The organism is Enterobacter sp. SLBN-59 (assembly GCF_024807915.1).
In the GTDB taxonomy this organism is placed as follows: Bacteria; Pseudomonadota; Gammaproteobacteria; order Enterobacterales; family Enterobacteriaceae; genus Enterobacter; species Enterobacter asburiae_B.
The window spans coordinates 3,361,264-3,385,001 of sequence record NZ_JANUFI010000001.1 but is presented as its reverse complement, the minus strand read 5'-3'; the positions used below and the strand labels follow the sequence as shown (position 1 = coordinate 3,385,001).

At 57.9% G+C, this 23,738-nt stretch carries 22 protein-coding genes; 14 read left to right on the top strand and 8 right to left on the bottom strand.

The genetic code is table 11. The annotated features are described in order from the left end of the window. Positions 1-34 precede the first annotated feature (34 nt). The 6 genes from glgP to asd all read right to left on the bottom strand — a co-directional run bounded on the left by glgP (position 35) and on the right by asd (position 10,756). Entirely contained in the window at positions 35-2,482 is a 2,448-nt protein-coding gene (gene glgP, locus M2422_RS16060; protein WP_029740650.1) for a glycogen phosphorylase, read from the bottom strand. Between the two features lie 18 nt (positions 2,483-2,500). Beyond that, positions 2,501-3,934, bottom strand: a complete 1,434-nt coding sequence (glgA, locus tag M2422_RS16055; RefSeq protein ID WP_023309509.1) for a glycogen synthase GlgA — start codon at positions 3,932-3,934, stop codon at positions 2,501-2,503. Beyond that, positions 3,934-5,229: a glucose-1-phosphate adenylyltransferase gene (gene glgC, locus M2422_RS16050; protein ID WP_023337914.1), complete on the bottom strand. Its 1,296-nt coding sequence runs from the start codon at positions 5,227-5,229 to the stop codon at positions 3,934-3,936. The genes glgA and glgC overlap by 1 nt, the downstream gene beginning before the upstream one ends. Before the next feature lie 17 nt (positions 5,230-5,246). Beyond that, positions 5,247-7,220, bottom strand: coding sequence for a glycogen debranching protein GlgX (gene glgX / locus M2422_RS16045; protein WP_064673696.1), 1,974 nt, complete (start codon positions 7,218-7,220; stop codon positions 5,247-5,249). Next, positions 7,217-9,403 carry a 1,4-alpha-glucan branching enzyme gene (gene glgB, locus M2422_RS16040; protein ID WP_064673716.1) on the bottom strand — a complete coding sequence of 729 codons (2,187 nt, stop codon included), beginning with the start codon at positions 9,401-9,403 and terminating at the stop codon, positions 7,217-7,219. Before glgB ends, glgX begins: the two co-directional genes overlap by 4 nt. Positions 9,404-9,652: 249 nt before the next feature. Further along, entirely contained in the window at positions 9,653-10,756 is a 1,104-nt protein-coding gene (gene asd / locus M2422_RS16035) for an aspartate-semialdehyde dehydrogenase (protein WP_033146834.1), read from the bottom strand. Positions 10,757-10,935: 179 nt separating this feature from the next. Here asd and yhgN point away from each other — a divergent pair, with 179 nt between their 5' ends. Continuing rightward, a complete protein-coding gene (yhgN, locus tag M2422_RS16030; RefSeq protein WP_003861574.1) occupies positions 10,936-11,529 on the top strand; it encodes an NAAT family transporter YhgN in 594 nt (197 codons plus the stop codon). A gap of 153 nt (positions 11,530-11,682) precedes the next feature. Here yhgN and tusA read toward each other — a convergent pair whose 3' ends face one another. Beyond that, on the bottom strand, positions 11,683-11,925 hold the full coding sequence (gene tusA / locus M2422_RS16025) for a sulfurtransferase TusA (protein ID WP_008503071.1): 243 nt from the start codon (positions 11,923-11,925) through the stop codon (positions 11,683-11,685). A 167-nt stretch (positions 11,926-12,092) separates the two neighbouring features. On the opposite strand from tusA, the gene M2422_RS16020 reads away from it, so the two are divergent. Further along, positions 12,093-12,758 (top strand): 7-cyano-7-deazaguanine/7-aminomethyl-7-deazaguanine transporter, encoded by a 666-nt coding sequence (locus M2422_RS16020; RefSeq protein WP_023309514.1) that lies wholly within the window; start codon positions 12,093-12,095, stop codon positions 12,756-12,758. 72 nt (positions 12,759-12,830) lie between these two features. Continuing rightward, positions 12,831-13,388 (top strand): DcrB family lipoprotein, encoded by a 558-nt coding sequence (locus M2422_RS16015; protein ID WP_064673695.1) that lies wholly within the window; start codon positions 12,831-12,833, stop codon positions 13,386-13,388. A gap of 4 nt (positions 13,389-13,392) precedes the next feature. Here the strand turns inward: M2422_RS16015 and M2422_RS16010 are convergent, their stop codons facing one another. Continuing rightward, complete coding sequence (locus M2422_RS16010) at positions 13,393-14,610, bottom strand: MFS transporter (RefSeq protein ID WP_064673694.1); 1,218 nt, start codon at positions 14,608-14,610, stop codon at positions 13,393-13,395. 145 nt (positions 14,611-14,755) lie between these two features. Between M2422_RS16010 and M2422_RS16005 the strand changes: the two genes are divergently transcribed. From M2422_RS16005 to M2422_RS15955, 11 genes are all read left to right on the top strand, one after another. Next, on the top strand, positions 14,756-15,805 hold the full coding sequence (locus M2422_RS16005; protein ID WP_032662225.1) for an AI-2E family transporter: 1,050 nt from the start codon (positions 14,756-14,758) through the stop codon (positions 15,803-15,805). Between the two features lie 337 nt (positions 15,806-16,142). Next, entirely contained in the window at positions 16,143-16,532 is a 390-nt protein-coding gene (locus tag M2422_RS16000; RefSeq protein ID WP_023309518.1) for a hypothetical protein, read from the top strand. A gap of 69 nt (positions 16,533-16,601) precedes the next feature. Continuing rightward, entirely contained in the window at positions 16,602-17,666 is a 1,065-nt protein-coding gene (locus tag M2422_RS15995) for a methyltransferase (protein ID WP_048977523.1), read from the top strand. 66 nt (positions 17,667-17,732) lie between these two features. Continuing rightward, the gene (locus M2422_RS15990) at positions 17,733-18,455 is read left to right on the top strand and encodes a beta-ketoacyl synthase chain length factor (protein WP_039263062.1); all 723 of its coding nucleotides are present in this window, start codon (positions 17,733-17,735) and stop codon (positions 18,453-18,455) included. Then, positions 18,452-19,267, top strand: a complete 816-nt coding sequence (locus M2422_RS15985) for a 1-acyl-sn-glycerol-3-phosphate acyltransferase (protein ID WP_064673693.1) — start codon at positions 18,452-18,454, stop codon at positions 19,265-19,267. Before M2422_RS15990 ends, M2422_RS15985 begins: the two co-directional genes overlap by 4 nt. Then, the gene (locus M2422_RS15980; protein WP_008503081.1) at positions 19,248-19,505 is read left to right on the top strand and encodes a phosphopantetheine-binding protein; all 258 of its coding nucleotides are present in this window, start codon (positions 19,248-19,250) and stop codon (positions 19,503-19,505) included. Before M2422_RS15985 ends, M2422_RS15980 begins: the two co-directional genes overlap by 20 nt. 10 nt (positions 19,506-19,515) lie before the next feature. Further along, positions 19,516-19,767, top strand: a complete 252-nt coding sequence (locus tag M2422_RS15975; protein ID WP_024908875.1) for an acyl carrier protein — start codon at positions 19,516-19,518, stop codon at positions 19,765-19,767. Between the two features lie 6 nt (positions 19,768-19,773). Continuing rightward, entirely contained in the window at positions 19,774-20,361 is a 588-nt protein-coding gene (locus M2422_RS15970; RefSeq protein ID WP_064673692.1) for a hypothetical protein, read from the top strand. Continuing rightward, positions 20,354-21,715: an acyl-CoA synthetase gene (locus tag M2422_RS15965; RefSeq protein WP_064673691.1), complete on the top strand. Its 1,362-nt coding sequence runs from the start codon at positions 20,354-20,356 to the stop codon at positions 21,713-21,715. Before M2422_RS15970 ends, M2422_RS15965 begins: the two co-directional genes overlap by 8 nt. Continuing rightward, positions 21,702-22,055: a hydroxymyristoyl-ACP dehydratase gene (locus M2422_RS15960; protein WP_039263058.1), complete on the top strand. Its 354-nt coding sequence runs from the start codon at positions 21,702-21,704 to the stop codon at positions 22,053-22,055. The genes M2422_RS15965 and M2422_RS15960 overlap by 14 nt, the downstream gene beginning before the upstream one ends. After that, on the top strand, positions 22,046-23,737 hold the full coding sequence (locus M2422_RS15955; protein ID WP_064673690.1) for a glycosyltransferase: 1,692 nt from the start codon (positions 22,046-22,048) through the stop codon (positions 23,735-23,737). The genes M2422_RS15960 and M2422_RS15955 overlap by 10 nt, the downstream gene beginning before the upstream one ends. Position 23,738: the final 1 nt, after the last annotated feature.

The following is a 23,738-nucleotide window of genomic DNA, read 5'->3' as shown; positions in this document are numbered from 1 at the left end:
ACTAAAAACGGCAACCGAGGTTGCCGTTTTGCTTTTACAACCTCACCGGATCAATATGCCAGATCGTCTCGGCATATTCCTTGATGGTCCTGTCGGACGAGAAATAGCCCATATTGGCGATGTTATACATCGCGGCGCTGGTCCACTTCTCCTGCTGACGGTACAGCTCGTCAACCTTATCCTGACAGTCCACGTAGCTGCGATAGTCCGCCAGCACCTGGTAGTGATCGCCAAAGTTAATCAGCGAATCGACCAGATCGCGATAGCGGCTCGGTTCATCCGGGCTAAACACGCCGGTGGCGATCTGCGTCAGCACCTGACGTAACTCTTCATCCTCTTCGTAATATTGACGCGGCGAGTAGCCTTTCCTGCGCAGCGCCTCCACCTCTTCCGTCGTATTACCGAAGATAAAGATATTTTCTTCGCCCACGTGCTCCAGCATCTCGACGTTCGCCCCGTCAAGCGTACCAATGGTCAGCGCGCCGTTGAGGGCAAACTTCATGTTACTGGTGCCGGATGCTTCCGTACCCGCCGTGGAAATCTGCTCAGAGAGATCCGCCGCCGGGATGATCATCTGCGCCAGGCTCACGCTGTAGTTCGGAATGAACACCACTTTCAGCTTGTCGCCAATGTCCGGATCCTGGTTGACTACCTTCGCCACGTCGTTGATGAGATGAATGATGTGCTTGGCCATGTAGTAGGCGGAAGCCGCCTTACCGGCGAAGATCTTCACGCGCGGCACCCATTCGGCCGTTGGATCGGCCTTAATACGGTTGTAATGGGTGATCACGTGCAGCACGTTCATCAGCTGACGCTTGTATTCGTGGATGCGTTTGATCTGAACGTCAAACAGCGCTTTCGGGTTTGCCACCACGTTGAGGTGCATCGCCAGCCAGACCGCCAGACGCTTTTTGTTCAGCAGCTTGGCTTCGCGCACGGCTTTGTTCACCGTCGGGAAATCAATATGCTGTTCCAGCTCGCTCAGCTGGCTCAAGTCGGTACGCCAGGTACGGCCGATATTCTCGTCCAGCACCTCAGAGAGCGGCTGGTTGGCCAGCGCCAGCCAGCGGCGCGGCGTGACGCCGTTGGTCACGTTGCAGAACCGCGTCGGAAAGATTTTCGCGAAGTCCGCAAAAAGCGACTGCACCATCAGGTTCGAGTGGAGCTCGGACACGCCGTTGACCTTGTGGCTGATGACGACCGCCAGCCAGGCCATGCGCACGCGGCGCCCGTTCGATTCATCAATGATGGATGCGCGGCTCAGCAGCCCGGTATCGTTCGGGTATTGCTCCTGCAGGGTCTTGAGGAAGTAGTCGTTAATCTCAAAGATAATCTGCAGATGGCGCGGCAGGATTTTGCCGAGCATGTCTACCGGCCACGTTTCCAGCGCTTCGCTCATCAGCGTGTGGTTGGTGTAGGAGAATACCTGACAGGTCACTTCAAACGCGTCATCCCAGCTGAACTTGTGTTCGTCGATCAGCAGGCGCATCAGCTCCGGAATGGAGAGCACCGGGTGGGTGTCGTTAAGGTGGATCGCGGTTTTCTCCGCCAGGTTGGCGTAGGTTTTGTGCAGCTGATGGTGGCGGCTGAGGATATCCTGAATCGTCGAGGAGACGAGGAAATACTCCTGACGCAGGCGCAGCTCGCGACCGGAGTAGGTCGAGTCATCCGGGTACAGCACGCGGGACACGTTCTCGGAGTGGTTTTTGTCTTCCACCGCCGCAAAGTAGTCCCCCTGGTTGAATTTACCGAGGTTGATTTCGCTACTGGCCTGGGCGCTCCACAGGCGCAGCGTGTTGGTGGCATCGGTGTCATAGCCGGGGATAATCTGGTCGTAGGCCACGGCCAGGATCTCTTCCGTTTCTACCCAGCGGGATTTTTTGCCTTCCTGCTGGATACGTCCGCCAAAGCGCACCTTGTAGCGCGTATTGTGGCGCTTAAACTCCCACGGGTTGCCGTACTCCAGCCAGTAGTCCGGCGACTCTTTCTGGCGCCCGTCGACGATATTCTGTTTGAACATACCGTAGTCGTAGCGAATACCGTAGCCGCGGCCCGGCAGCGCCAGCGTTGCCAGCGAGTCGAGGAAGCAGGCGGCGAGACGCCCCAGACCGCCGTTGCCGAGCCCCGGGTCGTTCTCTTCGTCGATCAGCTCTTCTAAATCTAACCCCATCTCTTCCAGGGCGGTTTTAACGTCGTCATAAATTCCGAGCGACAACAGCGCGTTGGACAGCGTGCGGCCAATCAAAAATTCCATCGACAGGTAGTAAACCTGACGCGTTTCCTGCGAGAGCTGGGCGCGGTTTGAGCGCAGCCAGCGTTCCACTAAACGGTCACGCACCGCAAACAGGGTGGCGTTCAGCCACTCGTGCTTGTTGGCGATAACCGGATCTTTCCCGATGGTGAACATCAGCTTGTAGGCGATGGAGTGCTTTAACGCCTCAACGCTGAGCGTGGGTGAAGAGTAGCTAAATGGAGCGTTCATATCAGTAACTTCGCCTCGTTACATCAAGCGTTGATAGAGATCGCGGTATGACTGCGCCGCGACATGCCAGCTAAAGTCCATGGACATCGCCTGACGCTGAACGTAACGCCAGAGCGATGGACGGGACCACAAGACGAAAGCACGCCGAATCGCCCGAAGCAGCGACCAGGCATTACTGTCCTCAAAGACAAACCCGCTGGCGATACCGTCCGCCAGGTTTTCCAAAGAGCTATCGGATACGGTATCCGCCAGTCCGCCCGTGCGGCGCACCAGCGGCAGCGTGCCGTATTTCAGGCCGTAAAGCTGCGTCAGGCCGCAGGGTTCGAAACGGCTCGGCACCAGGATGACGTCCGCGCCTCCCATGATGCGGTGCGAGAACGCTTCGTGATAGCCAATCTGCACGCCCACCTGCCCCGGATGTTCCGCCGCAGCGGCAAGGAAGCCTTCCTGCAGCACCGGGTCGCCCGCGCCGAGCAGCGCCAGCTGTCCGCCCTGCTCCAGTAAACCGGGCAACGCCTCCAGCACCAGATCCAGCCCTTTCTGGCTGGTCAGGCGGCTGACCACCGCGAACAGCGGCACTTTATCGTTAACCTTCAGGCCCATTGCAATCTGCAGCTGGCGTTTGTTCTCCGCTTTGTCTTCCACGGAATCACGGCCATAGCGCGCCGCCAGCAGGAGATCGGTTTCCGGGCTCCAGATCTGTTCATCCACGCCGTTCAGAATGCCCGACAGGCGGCCTTCGCGGTGGCGCTGTTGCAGCAACCCTTCCATGCCGTAACCAAACTCCGGCTGGGTGATCTCACGCGCGTAGGTTGGGCTCACGGCGGTAATATGATCGGCGTAATACAGCCCGGCTTTCAGGAACGAGATCTGCCCGTTAAATTCCAGCCCGTGCATGTTATAGAACGATAATGGCAGATCGATTTCACTCATGTGATGGGCATAGTACATCCCCTGATACGCCAGGTTATGCACGGTAAAGACCGATTTCGCCGGATGGCCGCGCGCCGCGAGATACGCCGGGGCAAGCCCGGCGTGCCAGTCGTGCGCGTGCACCACATCCGGGCGCCAGAACGGATCCAGCCCCGTCGCCATTTCTGCCCCGACCCAGCCGAGCAGCGCAAAGCGCAGCACGTTATCGGTGTAGGCGAACAGGTTCGTATCGTGATACGGGCTGCCCGGTCGATCGTATAAGTGCGGCGCGTCGATCAGGTAAATCCCTACGCCATTGTAATGTCCAAACAGCAGGGTGATGCGTCCGGCGAAGGTCTCACGGCGGGTCACCACTTTTGCATCCGGAATACCGCGCCGGATATCCGGAAAGGCGGGCAGCAGGACTCGGGTATCCACGCCTCCGGCGATTTGCGCCGCCGGTAATGCACCCAGAACATCTGCCAGACCGCCCGTTTTTAACAACGGGAACATCTCAGAACATACATGTAAAACCTGCATCATCGCTCCTGTTTGATCTGCAGCTTCCGCAACATTTCCCGTGTGACTAACACGATCCCCTCTTCCGAACGATAGAAACGACGCGCGTCTTCTTCCGCGTTCTCACCAATCACCATCCCTTCCGGAATGACGCAGGCACGATCGATAACGCAGCGACGCAGACGGCACGAGCGCCCTACCCAGACATCAGGCAGTAAGACTGCCGAATCGATATTACAGAATGAATTTATCCGCACGCGGGGGAACAGCACCGACTGCACCACCACAGAGCCTGAAATAATGCACCCGCCGGACACCAGCGAGTTCAGCGTCATACCGTGGCTGCCGGAGCGGTCCTGCACGAATTTGGCCGGCGGCAGCGATTCCATATGGGTACGAATCGGCCAGTTCTGGTCGTACATATCCAGCTCAGGCGTGACCGACGCCAGGTCGAGGTTCGCTTTCCAGTACGCTTCCAGGGTTCCCACATCGCGCCAGTAAGGTTCCGCATTGGGGTCGGACTGCACGCAGGACAGCGGGAAAGGATGTGCATACGCCATGCCAGCTTTAGTGATTTTCGGAATGATGTCTTTACCGAAGTCGTGGCTGGAGTTTTCGTCTTTATCGTCGTCTTCAAGCAGCTCATAAAGATAATCTGCATCAAAGACATAAATCCCCATGCTGGCGAGCGATTTGGTGTCATCGCCCGGCATGGTTGGCGGGTTCGCCGGCTTTTCAACAAAGTCGATAATTTTGTCGTCGGCATCCACGTGCATCACGCCAAACGCCGTCGCTTCAGCAACGGGCACAGGCAGACACGCTACGGTGCAGCGCGCCCCTTTTTCGACGTGGTCGATGAGCATGTGGGAGTAATCTTGCTTGTAGATATGGTCCCCGGCGAGGATCACGATGTATTCCGCGTTATAGCGGCGAATGATGTCGAGGTTCTGCGTCACTGCATCCGCCGTTCCGCGGTACCAGTTCTCACCGTGGACGCGTTGCTGAGCGGGAAGGAGATCGACAAACTCGTTCATCTCTTCGCTGAAGAATGACCAGCCGCGCTGGATATGCTGAACCAGCGTGTGCGACTGATACTGCGTAATGACGCCAATACGGCGAATGCCCGAGTTCAGGCAGTTGGAGAGCGCAAAGTCGATGATACGGAACTTACCACCAAAGTGAACGGCCGGTTTCGCGCGCTTGATGGTCAAATCTTTCAGACGGGTACCACGTCCACCCGCAAGTATCAGGGCAACCGTTTTTAATGGTAGCTGGCGTGCCAACATTAAGGGATCGTTCTTCTCTAATCTAACCATGACTAACTCCTTTTTTATCATCTTTGGAATACGCACACTCCGTGCGCAGGCCCGTGCCAGACAGCCATTACTACCGGATTATCCGCTCCGGCAAAGGGGGGAACAGCTCGCCATTCCCCTTCAGGTAAAACAATCTCTGCGACGTCATCCGTCGCGTTCAGCGTGACCAGCCATTTATCCGACAGCAGGATTTGCAGGCGTGGTACGCCGTGTTGCCACTCTTGCGCGCTTAACGGTTGCGCGTCTTGATTCAACCAGCGAACGTTGCCGTCACCCTCTTCCCACCAGCGGTCGGCGGTCAGCGCGGGGATCTGCTGGCGAAGATGGATCAGCGCAGCGGTAAAATGAATCAGCCCGCTGTTGGCTTCACCCCAGTCGAGCCAGGTTAACGTGTTGTCCTGGCAATACGCATTGTTGTTACCGTGCTGGCTGTGGCCGTGTTCATCGCCTGCCAGCAGCATCGGCGTGCCCTGCGACAATAAAAGCGTTGTCAGCAAAGCGTGAACGCTGGCGCGTCGCCGCTCGATGACGTCAAGGCTTCCGCCTAACCCTTCTATACCATGATTAAAGCTATGGTTATTGTTAGTACCATCGCGATTCTCTTCGCCGTTTGCCTCATTGTGTTTCTGATTGAAACAAACGCAGTCCCTGAGCGTAAAACCGTCGTGTGCCGTCAACAGATTGACGGTGGCCGACGGGCGTTTGCCGTCGCGCTTAAAGAGATCGCTTGAAGCGGCAAAGCGTCCGGCGAACTCCCCCAGCGACAGATTCCGTTCCAGCCAGAAGCGGCGCGCGGCATCGCGGTAGTGATCGTTCCACTCGGCAAACAGCGGCGGGAAATTCCCGACCTGATAACCGCCTTCCCCGATGTCCCACGGCTCGGCAATGAGCTTCACCTGCGAGAGCACCGGACAGTTTTTTATCGCCTCAAACAGCGGCGCCTGCTGGCTGAACGCTGGCGTGCGCCCCATCACGGGTGCCAGATCGAAACGAAAACCGTCGACGTGGAACGTCTCCACCCAGTATTTCAGGCATTCATAAGCAAAATGCGTGACCGCCGGATGGCTGAGGTTGAGCGTGTTACCGCAGCCGGTCCAGTTCTCATAATCGCCATCCTGCCTGATCCAATAATAGCTACGGTTATCAATTCCGCGCATGGAGAGCGTCGGACCGTCGAGATCGCTTTCGGCACTGTGGTTGAGCACGACGTCCAGAATGACCTCAATGCCCGCCGTATGGAGCGCCTTCACCGCATCGCGAAACTCGTCCCGCGCCGTTTCCGGATGGGCGGCATAGCGTGGCTCAAGCGCGAACATCGCCAGCGGGTTGTAGCCCCAGTAGTTGCTTAGCCCCAGCCGCTGCAGGCGCGGCTCGCTGGCGAAATGGGCCACGGGTAACAGTTCCAGCGCGGTGATGCCGAGGTGTTTCAGGTAGGCAATCATGGTGGGATGCCCGAGCGCCTTATAGGTGCCGCGCATCTCTTTGGGGATCGACGGGTGCAGGTACGTCAGCCCTTTGACGTGGGCTTCATAAATAACGGTATTGCCCCACGGCGTCTGCGGCGGGGCATCGTCTTCCCAGTCATAAAGATCGTTTACCACCACGCTTTTTGGCGCGACGGGCGCGCTGTCGCGGTGGTCGGGCTCGCCGTAGCCCACGTGGAACAGCGGGTCGTCTTTAAATTCGCCGTCCACGCGGTGCGCGCACGGGTCAATCAACAGCTTCGCCGGGTTAAACCAGTGCCCCTGCGCCGGATCCCACGGACCATGTACGCGAAAGCCATAGTGCATGCCTGGCCGTCCTCCGGCCAGGTAGCCGTGCCAGGTATCCCCCGTGCGCGCGGGTAAATCGTAACGGTGCTCGTTACCTTCCCCATCAAACACGCACAGTTCTACCCGCTCAGCGTGAGCGGAAAAGAGGGTGAAATTGACACCCTTTCCGTCAAAACGTGCGCCGAGCGGTTCGGGTTTACCTGCCGTAAGCTGCGTCATTCGCCCTCCCGCATCAGCCAGATGGTGCCAAGCGGCGGCAGCGTCAGGCTCAGGGAGTTGGGTCGCCCGTGGCTTTCGATGGCGTCGCTCTGGACCAGCCCGCCGTTACCGGCGTTGCTGCCGTGATAGTGCATGGAGTCGGTATTCAGGATCTCGCGCCATTTGCCCGGTTGGTTAATGCCGAAGCGGTAATGTTCGCGCGGCACCGGCGTGAAGTTGCTGGCGACGACGATCTCGTTACCCGCTTTGTCACGACGCACAAAGACAAACACCGAGCGCTCGTGGTCGTCCACCACCAGCCACTCAAAGCCGTACGGATCGAAGTCGAGCTCGTGCAGCGCTTTGTGGTGGCGATAGGTCAGGTTCAGGTCGCGCACCAGACGCTGCACCCCGTGGTGCCAGTTGTCGCCGCCTTCCAGCAGGTGCCAGTCGAGGCTGGCATCGTGGTTCCACTCGCGTCCCTGGGCGAACTCATTGCCCATAAACAGCAGTTTCTTGCCCGGGAAGGCAAACATCCAGCCGTAGTAGGCGCGCAGGTTGGCAAACTTCTGCCACGCGTCGCCCGGCATGCGGTCGAGAATGGATTTTTTGCCGTGTACCACTTCATCGTGCGACAGCGGCAGCATGAAGTTTTCGGTGTAGTTGTAGAGCATCCCGAACGTCAGCTTATCGTGATGATACTTACGGTGAACCGGATCCAGCTTCATGTAGTCGAGCGTGTCGTGCATCCAGCCCAGGTTCCACTTATACCAGAACCCCAGGCCGCCTGATGACGGCGGACGGGAGACGCCCGCAAAGTCGGTCGACTCTTCCGCCATGGTCACGGCACCGTCCACCTGTTCGCCGATAATGCGGTTGGTATTGCGCAGAAATTCAATCGCTTCCAGGTTTTCACGGCCGCCAAACTCGTTCGGGATCCACTCGCCCTCTTTGCGGCTGTAGTCGCGGTAGATCATCGACGCCACCGCATCGACGCGCAGGGCATCAATGCCAAACCGCTCGATCCAGTACAGGGCATTCCCGACCAGATAGTTTGCGACCTCACGGCGACCGTAGTTATAGATCAGCGTGTTCCAGTCCTGGTGATAGCCTTCGCGCGGGTCGCTGTGCTCGTACAGCTTCGTGCCATCAAACTCTGCCAGCGCAAAGTCATCCGATGGGAAATGGCCCGGCACCCAGTCGAGGATGACGTTCAGCCCGGCGGCATGCGCGGCATCAATGAAATAGCGGAAGTCATCGCGCGTGCCGAAGCGGCGCGTTGGCGCATACAGCCCGGTAGGCTGATAGCCCCAGCTGCCGTCGAACGGGTGCTCGTTGACCGGCAGCAGCTCAAGGTGGGTAAAGCCCATCCATTTGGCATAGGGCACCAGCTGGTCGGCAAGCTCCCGGTAGCTGAGCCAGAAGTTGTTATCGGTATGGCGACGCCAGGAGCCAAGGTGTACCTCATAGACGGAGATCGGCGCATCAAAGCGGTTGGCCTGTTTGCGCTCCTCCGTCTGGACGACCTTCTCCGGCAGGCCGCAAATCAGCGACGCGGTATCCGGGCGCATCTGCGCTTCGAAGGCATACGGGTCGGCTTTGATGCGCAGCTTGCCGTTGGCGTCGATCATCTCGAATTTATAAAGCTGCCCGGGGTGCGCTCCGGGGATAAACAGCTCCCAGATGCCGGTTTCCCGGCGCAGGCGCATCGGATGGCGGCGACCGTCCCAATAGTTGAACTGGCCGACAACGGAGACGCGCTGGGCGTTAGGCGCCCACACGGAGAATCGCGTGCCGGTAATGCCGTCCATGGTATCGGCATGGGCACCCAGCGTTTCATAAGGGCGAAGATGCGTTCCTTCGGAGAGCAGCCAGGCATCCATCTCTTTAAGCAGAGGGCCAAAGCTGTAAGGATCGTCAATCAGGTTTTGCTGACCGTGCCAGAGAACGGCGAGCTGATAGCGAAAAGGGTTTTTACGGCGGGGCATCACGCCCGAGAAGAAGCCACGGGAATCGAGGCATTCAAGATTACCGACCTTGCGGCCGGTTTTGGGTTCAATCACCCAGACTTCTGTGGCATCCGGTAACAGTGCCCGAACTTCAAGGCCATCCTCAGTTTGATGCATCCCAAGCACAGAAAAGGGGTCAGCAAAATGACCCGCAATAAGCGCATTAATCACGTCTCTATCCACACGATCGGACATGGTATTCATCCTGTTTTTTATGTCGTCCTTTTTAAGCGCTCCGGGACGACTTTTAATGTGACCTGAACGGGACAGCACAAAAATGTGCATCCATTCTGCTCCGTTCGAACCTCAGGTAAGAAATGACTCTTCCTTAAAGCATAGCCAACGCTCTAGATGACTCCTGATAAAAAATAAGACATACGCGTGTTACTCCATGTAGTACGCAAAAAAAAGGGGTGAAAATCACCCCCGGTAGTTAACAAATTATTACGCCAGCTGGCGCAGCATGCGGCGCAGCGGCTCGGCGGCGCCCCACAGGAGCTGGTCGCCGACGGTGAACGCGGAGAGGTACTCCGGCCCCATGTTCAGCTTGCGCAGACGGCCAACCGGCGTGGTCAGCGTGCCGGTCACGGCAGCCGGGGTCAGCTCGCGCATGGTGATATCGCGATCGTTTGGCACCACTTTCGCCCACGGGTTGTGCGCGGCCAGCAGCTCTTCCACGGTCGGAATAGACACATCTTTTTTCAGTTTAATGGTGAAGGCCTGGCTGTGGCAGCGCAGCGCGCCGATACGCACGCACAGACCGTCAACCGGAATGGTGTTCGCGGTCGCGAGGATTTTGTTGGTCTCGGCCTGGCCCTTCCACTCTTCGCGGGTCTGGCCGTTATCCAGCTGTTTGTCGATCCATGGGATCAGGCCACCGGCCAGCGGTACGCCGAAGTTGTCCACCGGCAGCTCGCCGCTGCGGGTCAGCTGAGTCACTTTACGTTCAATATCGAGGATCGCGGACGCCGGGTTTGCCAGCTCGGTCGCGACGCTCTGGTGCAGCTGGCCCATCTGGGTCAGCAGCTCGCGCATGTGACGCGCGCCGCCGCCGGACGCCGCCTGGTAGGTCGCCACGGAGACCCACTCCACCAGATCCTGCGCGAACAGGCCGCCGAGGGACATCAGCATCAGGCTGACGGTGCAGTTACCGCCGACAAAGGTTTTCACGCCGTTGTTCAGGCCGTCGGTGATGACGCCCTGGTTCACCGGGTCGAGAATGATGATGGCATCGTCTTTCATACGCAGCGAAGAGGCCGCGTCAATCCAGTAGCCCTGCCAGCCGCTTTCACGCAGCTTTGGATAGATTTCGTTGGTATAATCGCCGCCCTGGCACGTCACAATAATGTCGAGTGCCTTCAGCGCTTCCAGATCGTAAGCATCCTGCAACGTGCCTGTGGTACCACCAAAGGACGGAGCAGCCTGGCCGAGCTGGGAAGTGGAGAAGAAGACCGGGCGGATAGCGTCGAAATCGCGCTCTTCAACCATGCGTTGCATGAGTACAGAGCCGACCATACCGCGCCAGCCGATAAAACCAACGTTTTTCATAGCATTTTTTTCCTGCTGAGGGTGTGTGCTGATTGTGCAAGCCAGTATTGAACTGGGATATGCTTCACATTACAAAATGCTGCCAAAGTCGCAAGCGAAATTAATCGATGATTGCCCGGCAATCAGAAAAAGCGCTAATCATCGGAATAACACTACTAAGTATCAGGGATAATTTAAAGATGAGTGAAATCATTTCCGCGGCGGTTTTATTGATCCTGATTATGGATCCACTGGGAAACCTGCCTATCTTCATGTCGGTGCTGAAGCACACCGAGCCGAAGCGCCGCCGGGCGATCATGATCCGCGAGCTGCTCATCGCCCTGCTGGTGATGTTTATCTTCCTGTTTGCCGGTGAAAAAATTCTCGCGTTCCTGAACCTGCGCGCCGAAACCGTGTCGATTTCCGGCGGGATTATCCTGTTCCTGATTGCCATTAAGATGATTTTCCCGAGCGCGGAAGGCAGCAGCAGCGGCCTGCCTGCGGGTGAAGAGCCGTTTATCGTGCCGCTGGCAATTCCACTCGTCGCCGGGCCGACGATTCTGGCGACGCTGATGCTGCTGTCGCACCAGTATCCGAATCAGATGAGCCATCTGGTGATTGCCCTGCTGATCGCCTGGGGCGGGACGTTTATCATCCTGCTGCAGTCGTCGCTGTTCCTGCGCCTGCTGGGTGAGAAAGGAGTGAACGCACTGGAGCGCCTGATGGGGCTGATTCTGGTGATGATGGCAACGCAGATGTTCCTGGACGGGATCCGCGCGTGGATGAAAGGCTAGGCAAACGCAAAACGGCAATCAAAGATTGCCGTTTTTAGTGTTTGCACCCTCTCCCCGTGGGAGAGGGCCGGGGTGAGGGCATCAGGCCGCAGAGGACACATATTCGTCGGGTGGCGGCCTCGCCTTACCCGACCTACAGCAACGCCAGCCCATCTACCCCTTACGAATCAAATACCGGTACGGCAGCGCCTCGGTCTGCTGTGCCACCAGCTCATGCTCCATAAAGGTACAAAAGCCGGGAATATCGCGGGTCGTGGCCGGGTCGTCGGCAATAATCAGCAGCGTTTCACCGGTCTGCATGTTGCGCACGGTCTTACGTACCATCATTACCGGTTCCGGGCAGCGAAGGCCCTGGGCATCAAGAGTGTGGTCTGGGCTGGAAAACAGGTCGGTCATGGTCTTCTCGGTCTGGTAAAAACGGCTGTAGTTTACGCCCGGTTGCGATCAATGCAAACCAGGTTAACGATTGCGTAAAAACTAACCATTGCAATGTCCTGCCAAAGCAGTATCATGCTGCGGTTTTTATTGGGTTCCCTCACCCCAACGTATAAAAAGGTCACAATATGACGTCGTTTTCTGAATCACAGCGCGTAAAAGCGTTGTTCTGGCTTTCGCTTTTCCATTTGCTGGTGATCACCTCCAGCAACTATCTGGTGCAACTCCCAATCTCCATCTTTGGTTTTCATACCACCTGGGGCGCATTCAGCTTCCCGTTTATTTTCCTCGCGACGGATTTGACCGTGCGTATCTTTGGCGCACCGCTGGCTCGCCGTATTATTTTTTCGGTCATGCTCCCGGCGCTGTTCATCTCGTACGTGGTTTCGTCACTGTTTTATATGGGAAGCTGGCAGGGCTTTGAGGCGTTAACCCACTTCAACCTGTTTGTTGCCCGTATCGCCGCGGCAAGCTTTATGGCCTACGCGCTGGGGCAGATCCTCGACGTGCATGTGTTTAACCGCCTGCGTCAGAATCATCGCTGGTGGATGGCGCCAACCGCCTCCACGCTGTTCGGTAACGTGAGCGATACGCTGGCCTTCTTCTTCATCGCCTTCTGGCGCAGCCCGGATGCGTTCATGGCCGAACACTGGATGGAAATCGCGCTGGTGGACTACTGCTTCAAGGTCCTCATCAGCATTGTGTTCTTCCTGCCGATGTACGGCGTGCTGCTCAATATGCTGCTGAAAAGGCTGGCAGATAAATCTGAAATCACGGCATTGCAGGCTGGTTAAGGGTTCGCTTTATCAGTTGTGATAAGATGAGCGAATGAGCCGTTATGGCCGTTTATCGAAAGGAAGAAGTCAATGCGCAATCTGGTTAAATATGTCGGGATTAGCCTGCTGGTTGTGGGTCTTGCAGCCTGTGATAACAGCGACACGAAAACGCCTGCTCAGGGCGCATCCGCAGAGAGCAACGCGACCGGCCAGCCGGTGAATCTGATGGATGGCAAACTCAGCTTCTCTCTGCCAGCCGATATGACCGATCAGAGCGGCAAGCTGGGCACCCAGGCGAATAACATGCACGTTTACTCCGACGCAACCGGGCAGAAAGCGGTCATTGTGATTGTGGGCGACGACACCAGCGAAGACCTGTCCGTCCTGTCCAAACGTCTGGAAGATCAGCAGCGCGGCCGCGATCCTCAGCTGCAGGTCGTGACCAATAAATCCATCGAGCTGAAAGGCCACACGCTGCAACAGCTCGACAGCATCATCTCTGCAAAAGGCCAGACCGCCTACTCTTCTGTGGTGCTGGGCAAGGTTGATAACAAACTGCTGACCCTGCAGATCACCCTGCCAGCCGAAGATCAGCAGAAAGCGCAGACGGCTGCTGAAAACATCATTAACACCATCGTGATCCAGTAACGCTTCACGACGATGACGTGGCCTCCGGTGCCTGCACCGGGGGCCATTTTTTTAGCCGCCACGTCAGCAGCAGCGCAATCACCACCAGACCCGCCGCGGCAAGATAGATCACCGGAACCCCTGCCCAGGCCATCACCAGCCCCGCCAGCGGGCCGGTAATGCCTAAAGACATATCCATAAATACCGTATAGGTCGCCAGCGCCGCCCCCTGATTCTGCTGCGGCACGGCTTTTACCGCCACCACGCCCAGCGCCGGGAAGACCAGGGAAAAGCCAGCCCCCGCGAGGAATACGCCCACTTTCGCGACCCAGGGCACCATCGCAATTCCGGTCAGCAACAGCCCGACTATCTCTATCGCAAAGCAAATCATCGCCACATTCAGCCCGCCAAGACGGTTGATGCCGTTAGGGAAAAGCAGGCGGGCGCCAACAAATGCACAGCTAAACAGGGTTAACGCAAAGGCTGCGCCGTCCCAGCCTTTGGCGTCGTAGAACAGGGTAATGAAGGTCGCAATCACGCCGAAGCCGGTGGTCGCCAGCGCCAGGGCCATACCGTACGGCCAGACGCGCCCCAGCACCGCCCGAAACGGCAGCGGCTTGCCCTTGCTGGCCTTCACTTTCGGGCGCGGCAGCGCAAAGAGGATTGCCAGCAGCGCGACCGCCATAATGGTGATGGAAAGCCCATACAGCCCGCCAAGCGCATAGCAGGCCACGCCGAGCGGCGCCCCGAGCGCCATCGCACCGTAGGTGACAATCCCGTTCCAGGATATCACCCGGCCAATGTGCGGCGCGCCTACCACACCCACGCCCCACAGCGTCGAGCCGGTTCCCGCCAGACTTTGCCCGATGCCAAGAATAACGCGGCCCAGGCAGAGCAGCGCCAGGCTGACCAGCGGCCAGTGGCCGGTGGTGGCAGCCAGCAGATAGCTCAGGCCACTGAGGAAACAGCCGCACAATCCCACCACCACGATGCTTTTTGGACCGAACGCGTCCGCGTAGCGCCCGGCATGCGGGCGGCTGAGGAGCGTGGCGAAATATTGCAGGCTTATCACCAGCCCCGCCCAGAAGGCGCTGAAGCCCATCACGTCATGGACATAGCCCGGCAGGACCGCCAGCGGCAGGCCAATGGTCAGATAGCTGGCAAAGTTGAAAATCACAACGGAAACGATGCGCAGATTGAGGCGCAGTCCGCTCAGTGCCGGTTCAGCGGCAGGTTCGGGCATGGGGTTCTACCTGGATTTTTTACAACAGTGTTTCACTATTACCACGGCGCAATAAGAAAATCAGCCCCGACTTTCAGATTAACGGTGCCAGACGAAGCGAAGCCCGGGCACTACACTTATCGGGTCATCATATTAAGGAACACGCATGATCGCTAACCCGTCCGACAAAGCAGGACTCCACATCTTATTAAAACTCGCCTGTCTGGTGGTTATCCTTGCGGGTATCCATGCTGCCGCTGACATTATTGTTCAGCTCCTGCTGGCGCTCTTTTTTGCCATCGTGCTTAATCCTCTGGTCACCTGGTTTTTACGCCGGGGCGTCAGCCGTCCGGTAGCCATCACCATCGTGGTTATTGTCATGCTGATTGGCCTGACGGCGCTCTTCGGCGTGCTGGCGGCATCGCTGAGCGAATTCTCCACCATGCTGCCGCAGTACAACAAAGAGCTGACGCGTAAAATTGTCGCGCTGCAGGAGATGGTGCCCTTCCTCAATCTGCATATCTCACCCGAACGGATGCTGCGCAGGATGGACTCCGAGAAGGTCATGACCTACGCCACCACCTTGATGACGGGGCTTTCCGGCGCGATGGCCAGCATTCTGCTGCTGGTCATGACCGTTGTGTTTATGCTGTTCGAAGTTCGCCACGTCCCCTATAAGCTGCGCTTTGCGCTGAACAATCCGCAAATTCACATTGCCGGGTTACACCGGGCCCTGAAGGGCGTCTCCAAATATCTGGCGCTGAAAACGCTCCTGAGCGTCTGGACCGGGGTGATTGTCTGGCTGGGGCTGATGCTGATGGACGTGCAGTTCGCGCTGATGTGGGGCGTGCTGGCCTTTCTGCTGAACTACGTGCCCAATATTGGCGCGGTGCTTTCCGCCGTGCCGCCGATGATTCAGGCGTTTCTGTTTAACGGCTTCTACGAATGCATGCTGGTCGGCGCGCTGTTCCTCGTCGTGCATATGGTGCTGGGCAATATTCTTGAACCGCGCATGATGGGACACCGTCTGGGCATGTCGACGCTGGTGGTGTTTTTATCCTTACTGGTTTGGGGATGGCTGCTGGGCCCGGTCGGTATGCTGCTGTCGGTTCCTCTAACCAGCGTATGTAAAATCTGGATGGAGACCACCAAAGGCGGCAGCAAGCTGGCGATCCTGCTCGGGCCGGGGAGGCCGAAAAGCCGGTTACCCGGCTAACCGACCTACCTGTACAGGTAGGTTTAAACCGTCAGTAATACACCGTAAATTACCGCGTCCCTAATCCGTCGCGGTATTTTTATTTGCGTTAAGGCGATACTCATTCTGTTTTTAATTACGCCGCGCGCATTACGTTGTAACGCAACTCATGATTTAACGCAAATTATAAAAAATGAAATTCTTATTTATTTTCCATGTTATTATGCCCGTCTTCGCGTCAACGTAATGTAAACATTAATATTGATTAAAAAATACACCCAGCGATAACAAAAAGCCGGATGAATATTATTTGTAAAAAACACTACCTTTAATTGTTATTATTGATATGGAGTTGTTGATGAAAAAGATCGTTAAATGGTGTGCTGCTGCCGTATTCGTTGGCGCACTGGCAGGCTGTGCGCGCACCGCCCCAATTGCTCAGGTTCACTCTATTGTAAGCGCGGGCCATACTGCCGATCAGGTAAAAACGGCAATTTTGAAAGCAGGCCAAAAACGCGACTGGATCATGACGGAAACCGGCCCGGGAATGATTAAGGGGCGTCTGCAGTCACGCGATCACTCCGTCCAGGTAAGTATTCCGTACACGGCCACAAGCTATTCAATCAACTATGAAAACAGCCTTAACCTGAAAGCGGCAGACGGTAAAATTCACAAAAATTATAACCGCTGGGTAAATAACCTCGACCACGATATTCAGCTGAACCTCTCCGCTGGCGCCGCGCTGTAATATTTTTCTAAAGTCGGGCCGCGTATGGCCCGATAACCTCTTTTTATTAGCCTCAAAGGTTACGCAGGAATGTACGAAAAGGACACACTCAGCGCACTGGATGCCATTACCGAAGCGCAACGCATCGCCTTTGCCCCGATGTTATTCCAGACTGCGCTTTGTCTGCGTAACTCAGGCGTTCTCGCCTGGCTCGATAAACAAGGTAAAGCGGGGGCAAGCCTCGACGAAATAACCGAACACAGCACGCTCGGCAGCTATGGCGTCAGCGTACTGCTGGATATGGGATTAAGCGGTCGAATTGTTACCCAACAGAATGGACGTTATTTCCTGGCGAAAGTGGGCCATTTTTTACTGCACGACGAAATGACCCGCGTAAATATGGATTTCACCCAGGACGTTTGTTATCAGGGGCTATTTCACCTGGCGGACGCCCTGCAGGAGGAAAAACCTGCCGGATTAGCCGTGTTTGGCAACTGGCCAACCATCTACCCGGCGTTATCCCAATTACCTGCTCCGGCGAAAGAGAGCTGGTTCGCCTTCGATCATTACTATTCTGACGCCGCTTTTGACGCTGCGTTGCCATATATATTCGCAAGCTCGCCGACAAAATTGTACGATGTGGGCGGAAATACGGGTAAATGGTCGTTACGCTGCTGCCGCTATGACGAAAATGTTGCCGTGACGATCCTCGATCTGCCGCAGCAGATAGCGCTGGCGCAGGAAAACATCGCAAAAGCAGGTTTTTCTCATCGTATTGCATTCCATGCTGTCGATATGCTTAGCCCAGCAACATTGCCGGGTGACGCCGACGTCTGGTGGATGAGCCAGTTCCTGGATTGTTTCTCTCCGGATCAGATTGTCGCCATGCTGACGCGCGTCGCACAGGCCATGAAGCCAGGCGCACGTTTGTGCATCATGGAGCTTTTCTGGGATGCTCAGAAATTTGAAGCAGCCTCTTTCAGCCTGAATGCCACCTCGCTCTATTTCACCTGTATGGCGAATGGCAATAGCCGGTTTTACAGCGTAGAGAAGTTCTATCGCTACCTGGAGAGCGCAGGTTTCAGCGTTGAACAGCGGCTGGACAACCTTGGGGTCGGTCATACCCTGCTGATATGCACCAAACGTGAACAATAGAGCAGCTTAGCTGCCGGGTGGCCCAGTCTGCCCTTTGAATACGGTTTTTTTCGCGGACGCGCGTAGATGAAATTTTCACTGAACATTATCGACTGGCAGGCGAGAGCGCCAGGACTCAGCGATGCCACAGAGTGGCAGGCATGGTCGCGCCTGCAGCTGGCCGTTGACCCAGCGGCCCCGCTTCCCCGCCTGACCGCTTTACCCATGATGACCGCGCGCCGCCTCAATTCAGGCAGTAAGCTGGCGGTGGATATTGGTCTGGCCATGCTGCAAAACCACGCCATTGATGCCGTCGTCTATTCCAGCCGCCACGGCGAGCTGGAGCGCAACTACCGTATTCTGCATGCTCTGGCGACCGGGCAGTCCGTTTCACCCACCGACTTCGCGATGTCCGTGCACAATTCCGCGGTGGGCAATCTCACGATCACCGCACGCCAGGCCATCGTCTCGTCATCCATTTCTGCCGGGCTGGACACCTTCCAGCAGGCTTTATGCGAAGTGCTGAGCCTGCTGCATGCGGGCTATTCCCGCGTCCTGCTGGTCGATTTTGACGGCGCGCTGCCGGAATTTTACCATCCGGCGCTACCGCCGCACATGCCCACCTGGCCATACGCGCTGGCGCTGGTGATTGAATCCGGCAACGGATTGCAGTGTGAAACCCGCAGCGGCAGCACGGGTGAAGAACCCGCCCTGCCGCAAAGCCTGATGTTCCTGCAGCGCTATCTCAGCGAGGAACGTCAGTTTGCGGTGCCCGGCGAACGTTTGCTGTGGCAATGGACGCGCGCATGAACCGCCTGGCTGCCCGTATCAACTGGTTATGGCGTCTGGTGATGACCGGCTTCTGCTTCGCGCTGTTTGGCGTGGGCGGGCTGATGCTGTCGCTGGTCTGGTTCAACCTGCTGCTGATCGTCCAGCGCGACCGCGCCAGCCGTCGCCGCCTGGCGCGTCGCAGCATTGCGGCCAGCTTCCGCTTCTTCCTGACCGTTGCGCGCGGCCTCGGCGTACTGGACTATCGCATTCACAATCTTGACGCGCTGCGCAGCGATCGGGGTTGTCTGGTGGTGGCTAACCACCCCACGTTAATTGACTACGTGATTCTGGCGTCGGTGATGCCCGAAACCGACTGCCTGGTGAAAAGCGCGCTGCTGCGCAACCCCTTTGTCAGCGGCGTGATCCGCTCGGCGGATTATCTGATTAACAGTGAAGCCGAGCCCCTGCTCGCGGCCAGCCAGCAGCGTCTGGCTCAGGGCGACACGCTGTTAATCTTCCCGGAAGGCACGCGTACCCGGTTTGGCGAGGCTATCTCCCTCCAGCGCGGCGCGGCAAATATCGCCGTGCGCTGTAACAGCGATCTGCGGGTGGTGCTGATCCACTGTAGCGAACACCTGCTGGATAAAAAAAGTCACTGGTATGATGTACCGCCAGAAAAACCTGTTTTCACCGTGGATGTCCGCGACCGCGTGAACATCGACGAATTTTACGATGCAAATGAACAAGAACCGGCGCTGGCGGCAAGGCAGTTAAACCGGCATCTGCAGCATCGATTAACATCAGGCCTTCAATCTTTGTCAGGAATTAATGATGCAAGCGCTTTATCTTGAAATTAAGAATCTCATTATCACCACGCTGAATCTGGACGAGCTTACCGCAGAGGATATTGATACCGATGCCGCGCTGTTTGGCGATGGGCTGGGTCTGGACTCCATTGACGCGCTGGAACTGGGTCTGGCGGTAAAAAACCAGTATGGCGTGGTGCTTTCTGCCGAAAGCGAAGAGATGCGCCAGCACTTCTTTTCCGTCGCCACGCTGGCGTCCTTTATCAACGCTCAACGCGCCTGAGATGTGAACGATGACTGAACAAGAAACCATTTATCAGGAAGTCTGCGGCCTTCTGACCAAGCTCTTTGAAATCGACCCGCAGGACATTACGCCCGAAGCCCGTCTTTACGAAGACCTGGAGCTGGACAGCATTGATGCGGTGGACATGATTGTTCATCTGCAGAAGAAAACGGGCAAGAAAATCAAGCCGGAAACCTTCAAGTCGGTTCGTACCGTTCAGGATGTGGTAGACGCCGTCGAACAGCTTCTGCGCGAAGAGTAAGACGTCGTGCGTGGTGGACGGACGTTCCCGGTCATCCCACTGCTGACGGGGCTGATGCTGCTGGCGTGGCCCTTCCTGATTGGATTTGGGCTGACGCACAACAGCCTGCAGTGGCTGTTGCCGTTGATGGCGCTGGTATTGCTGCTGCGGCTGCGCCAGGCGCGGCGGAACGCTGGCCCGATGCGGTATGTGGTGCAGTGCGTGGCGCTCGCGGGCATTGCGCTCTGCGCGGCAAGCTACCTGCTGAAAACCCACCAGTGGCTGCTGTTCTACCCGGTGGTCGTCAACCTTGTGATGCTGGCCGTGTTCGGCGGTTCGCTGTGGACCGCGATGCCGCTGGTCGAACGGCTGGCGCGCTTGCGCGAGCCAAACCTGCCCCCGGAGGGCGTGCGCTATACCCGCAAGGTGACCCTCGTCTGGTGCGGCTTTTTCATCGGTAACGGCGCGATGGCGCTGTTCACCGTCCTCCACGGCGACATGCGTCTGTGGACGCTGTGGAACGGTATGGTGGCCTACATCCTGATGGGGACGCTGATGGCGACAGAGTGGCTGGTGCGCCAGCGGGTGATAAAAAAAGAGATGCACAATGACTAACCCCCTTCCGCTGGGCCAGTGGCTAAACGCGCCGCGCCCTGACGATACGCCCGTTGCCTGGCTTGACGATCGTACCTGGACGCTGGGCCAGCTGCGCCACGACGTGACCTTACTGGTCGACACCCTGCGTCAGCAGGATGGCGAACGCTGGGCGCTGTGCTTTGAAAACAGCTACCTGTTTATCGTTGCGCTGCTGGCCTCGCTGCACGCCGGCAAAACGCCGGTCATTCCCGGCCATAGCCGCGTCTCGCAGCTTGAAGAACAGCAGGCGTTGTTTAGCGGCGTTCTGAGCGATCGGACTCTCGGTTTCCATGGCAAGCTGCTTGTGGTGGCCTCCAGCCATCAGACGGCTCACCGCTGGGCGCCCCTGCCGGAGATTGACGAAAGCCGCTTCGTAGAGCTGTTCACCTCCGGCTCCACGGGTACCCCGCGCCGGGTGATTAAGCACATCGTCAGTCTGGATCGCGAAGCCCGTCTGCTGGCTGACCGCTTCGGCGAGCGTCTGGCCGGCTGTAGCGTTGTCGCCTCGGTCGTACCGCAACATCTGTACGGACTGACATTTCGCATCGTATTGCCGATGGCGCTGGGCCTGCCGCTGCATGCCGCGATGCTCTACTACGCTGAGCAGCTGGCCGCCCTTCCTCATGACCGGCATTACCTGTTCATCAGCAGCCCGGCGTTCCTGAAGCGCCTGGATACCGAGCTGGCCGCGCCGCCCGTCAGGATGCTGATTTCAGCAGGCGGAATGCTGCCCTGGTGTGACGTCTCCACCACCGCGGGCTGGCTTAACATCTGGCCTGACGAAATTTATGGCAGCACCGAAACCGGGATCCTCGCCTGGCGCCATCGCCAGCAGGATCACGTCCCGTGGCTCGCGTTCCCCGGCGTTATCTTCCATCAGGAAGAGGAAGCCTGTCGCGTCACGTCGCCACTGATCCATGAGGAAGAAGGACTCCAGCTGGACGATATCCTCCACTTCGACAGCGAGGGGCTGTTCAGCATCGCCGGTCGTCGCGGGCGGGTGGTCAAAATTGAAGAAAAGCGCATCTCGCTTAACGAGATCGAACGTCGCCTGCTGGAGCTCGACGGCATTTGCGAAGCGGCTGCGCTGCCGGTCACGCGCGGAGGCCGTCAGGGGATTGGTGCACTGCTGGTGCTGGATGAAGCGGTTCGCCAGCGCGGGTATATGCAGGATAAAAAAGCGCAGGAGTTCGCCTGGCGTCGCGCCCTGCTGCCGTGGCTTGAGCCGGTCGCCGTTCCGCGCTACTGGCGCATTGTCGATGAAATGCCGGTAAACAGTATGAACAAGCGTGTCTATGCGCAGCTAGAGGAGTTATTTCATGAAAATTCATGAACTTGAGCGCCACCAGACACAGCCGGAGAAGCTGGAAATCATTTTGCATCTCGACGCGGCGCTGTTCTGGTTTCAGGGCCATTTTGCCGTACAGCCGCTGCTGCCCGGCGTTGCGCAGCTTGACTGGGTGATGCACTACGCCACGACGTTACTGGCGCCGGGCTACCGCTTTCACAGCATTCAAAACGTGAAGTTCCAGGCGCCTCTGCTGCCGGAAACCACGGTGACGCTGGTGCTTGAGTGGCATGCCGAACGTCAGATGCTGACCTTCAGCTACCAGCGTCACGCCGGGGCGGAGCGCCATACCGCCAGCAGCGGGAAAATTCGGCTATGTCAGTAACCTTCCGCCCCTGCGTGCTGATCCCGTGCTACAACCACGGCGCCATGATCGCCCGCGTGCTGTCGCGTCTCGCACCGTTCGGCCTGCCGTGCCTGGTGGTGGATGACGGCAGCGAAGCGAGCACCCGTCAGGAGCTCGAGCGCCTGGCGGCGGAGCAGCCGCAGGTAACGCTGGTCCGCCTGGCGCAAAACGCCGGAAAAGGTGCCGCGGTCATCAGGGGGCTGGAGGAGTGCGCGCGCGCGGGCTATACCCACGCCGTGCAGGTGGACGCGGACGGTCAGCACGCCATCGAAGATATTCCCAAACTGCTGGCGCTGGCGGAGTGCCACCCGGACGCGCTGATCTCCGGCCAGCCCATTTATGATGATTCCATTCCGCGCTCGCGGCTCTACGGGCGCTGGGTAACCCACGTCTGGGTGTGGATTGAGACCTTATCCCTGCAGCTTAAAGACAGCATGTGCGGCTTTCGAGTCTACCCGGTCTCGCCCACGCTGCGCCTGGCAGCGCGTGAAACGCTCGGCAAACGGATGGACTTTGACACCGAAGTGATGGTCCGTCTCTACTGGCAGGGCAACGCCAGCGTCTTTCTGCCCACCCGCGTTACCTACCCGCAGGACGGGTTGTCCCACTTCGACGCGTTAAAAGATAACGTGCGGATCTCCCTGATGCATACCCGGCTGTTCTTCGGCATGCTGCCCCGCATGCCCGGCCTGCTTTTTCGTCGACGCCGCCAGCACTGGGCGCAGCAGGACGAGGTCAAGGGCCTGTGGGGCATGCGCCTGATGCTGCGCGTCTGGAAGCTGATGGGCCGCCGGGCCTTTACCGTGCTGCTGTGGCCGGTCATCGGCGTGTACTGGCTTATCGCACGTCCGGCGCGGCTGGCCTCGCGGCAGTGGATTGAGAGAGTGAAGCAAGAACTGCGTCAGCGGAACATACCCGTTCCCCCGCGGCTCAACAGCTTTTTCCATTTCATGCGCTTCGGCAACGCGATGCTGGATAAAGTCGCCAGCTGGCGCGGTGAGCTGCAGTTTGATCGCGACGTGGTCTTTGCCCCCGGCGCGAGCGAAACGCTTAATATCGCGGCGCCGCAGGGCAAGCTGCTGCTGGCCTCGCATCTTGGCGACGTAGAGGCCTGCCGTGCGCTGGCCCAGCTGGACGGCAGCAAAACTATCACCGCCCTGGTCTTCAGCGAAAACGCCCGGCGCTTTAAGCAAATCATGAGCGAAATGGCGCCCCAGGCGGGCGTGAATTTGATGTCGGTCACCGACATCGGCCCGGACACCGCGATTGCCATCAAAGAGAAGCTTGAGCGGGGAGAATGGGTCGCCATTGTGGGCGACCGCATCGCGGTGAATCCGCAGCGTGGCGGCGAGTGGCGCGTGATCTGGAGTCCGTTCATGGGCCAGCCAGCGCCGTTCCCACAGGGGCCGTTTATCCTGGCCTCCATCCTGCGCTGCCCGGTGGTGCTGATTTTTGCCCTGCGCCAGCAGGGTAAGCTCGTCCTGCACAGCGAACCGTTTGCCGACCCGCTGCACCTGCCGCGCGGCGAACGCCAGCAGGCGCTGCAGGAGACCGTCGATCGCTACGCGCAGCGGCTGGAGCATTACGCCCTCCTGTCGCCGCTCGACTGGTTTAATTTTTTCGATTTCTGGCATCTGCCAGAGTCCAGAGAGAAGGAGTAAA